Genomic DNA, 227 nt, shown 5'->3' with positions numbered 1-227 from the left:
AATTTCCGTTATTGACAGGCTTTCATATCATACCATTAAACCGGAATATTACGCGTTGGCCAGCGGATCGTTGAATGAAACAAAAATCAAAGCAGCTTTTCCCGTGCATAGTCAAATAGAGTATATTCAGGATGAAATTGAAGACATTCAAGTTTCTTTTCATAAAGTCATATGCAAAGGACGGGAAGTTCCATTCGATCAGTTGATTGTAGCATTAGGCTGTGTCG

Annotated in this window: 1 pseudogene; it reads left to right on the top strand. The window is 38.3% G+C overall.

The features are described 5' to 3' along the window. Positions 1 to 227: pseudogene (locus LKX83_RS33075) on the top strand (NAD(P)/FAD-dependent oxidoreductase); the annotation flags it as partial.

The organism is Cohnella baijiui (genome assembly GCF_020731285.1).
In the GTDB taxonomy this organism is placed as follows: domain Bacteria; phylum Bacillota; class Bacilli; order Paenibacillales; family Paenibacillaceae; genus Cohnella.
Note: the sequence above shows the minus strand (reverse complement) of the source record. Positions and strands in the feature narration are given on the sequence as shown.